Source organism: Parapedobacter flavus (genome assembly GCF_035818675.1).
Lineage (GTDB): Bacteria > Bacteroidota > Bacteroidia > Sphingobacteriales > Sphingobacteriaceae > Parapedobacter > Parapedobacter flavus.
Genome location: NZ_JAYKZZ010000065.1, coordinates 1 through 1,335 on the forward strand (window position 1 = coordinate 1; position 1,335 = coordinate 1,335).

Sequence of the window (1,335 nt, forward strand, 5' to 3'; positions counted from 1 at the left end):
ATATAATTCCCCCCAATCATTGGACAGATTTTTTATAAACTAAGTGAGATATTTCCGATATCCCACCGAGATAAACATCAACCATAACCTGCCTGCGCGGCGAGCGCCCGCCGGAGGCATCTGTTTTTCTCTGTTTCATGCGACCTCCTTTTGCTTGAGACTATGGTAGACCTCGCCGGGGATTTCATCTTCCAGACTTTGGTGCCTCCGCTGGTTGTTGTAATACCCAAAATAGGTTTGCAGACCTTGGTAACAGGCCAACCCATCGGCAGCAGGGAACAAGTATACATGTTCATACTTCACACTCCTCCACAACCGTTCGATGAAAATATTGTCAATCGCCCGGCCCTTGCCGTCCATGCTTAACCGGATGCCGTTTCCGGTCACCCAGTTGCAGAATTCATGGGCGGTGAACTGACTTCCCTGGTCGGTATTGAGTATTTCAGGGGCACCGTGTTGCTCGATCGCCGCCTCCAGCGTATCCCGGCACCAACCGGAGGTCATCGTGTTGGACAGCGACCAGCCCACAACATAGCGGCTGTATACATCGATGATGGCACACAGATATAGGTAACCGCCCCGTACGGGGATGTAAGTGATGTCCGTGGCCCATACCTGATTCACACGGGTGATATCCAGGCCCCGTAACAAATATTTGTATATCCGGTGCCCCTTGCCTCTGCCCCGCTTGGAGGTGTTCGGCTTCGGACCCATTGCCGACAGGCCCATGATCCCGTACAACCGCTCGATGCGCTTGGGATTGACCCTGTAGCCCTTGTCCTTGCGCAACCAGGTGGTCATCCGGGGAACGCCCAGCCAGGGGTGCTGCAGGTATTCCTCATCGATCAACCGCATCAGTTCCAGGTTCAGCGAGCTTTCCCCAACAGGTTGATAGTAAAAACTGCTCCGGGATACCGATACCAATTCGCACTGGCGGGCTATACTCAGCCCGTCTGCCTTGCCAACGTGCGCCTTCCGTTGTGCTGGTGTCTCTTTCATGACAAGGCTTTCTTTAAAAAATCAATCTCCATCTTCTGTTGACCGATGGTCTTCAGGTATTGCTCCTCACGCTCCTGGGCTTCGCTCTTAGCATCCTTGACAGGACGATCAAAGACCGCAGGGGCCTGCTTCAAAAATTGAGACTTCCACGTCGTGATCTGCGTGGGGTGAATCCCGTGCTTCTGACCCAGCTCCTGGATCGTCAAACGCTCCGATAAAGCTTCCAATACTACCTTCGTCTTGAAAGCTGATGTGAACTTTCGCCTACTCATAATACAACAAATTTAATCTAAAAATCTAACTTAAACTGCTGTCCTGTTTTCGGGGGGAATTATA

2 protein-coding genes are annotated in these 1,335 nt (G+C 51.7%); both read right to left on the minus strand.

Going from position 1 to position 1,335, the window contains the following annotated elements:
- Window positions 1-135 precede the first annotated feature (135 nt).
- Entirely contained in the window at window positions 136-999 is an 864-nt protein-coding gene (locus tag U9S71_RS20875) for an IS3 family transposase (RefSeq protein ID WP_326329799.1), read from the minus strand.
- Window positions 996-1,271, minus strand: a complete 276-nt coding sequence (locus U9S71_RS20880) for a transposase (protein WP_326329800.1) — start codon at window positions 1,269-1,271, stop codon at window positions 996-998. Before U9S71_RS20880 ends, U9S71_RS20875 begins: the two co-directional genes overlap by 4 nt.
- Between the last annotated feature and the right edge of the window lie 64 nt (window positions 1,272-1,335).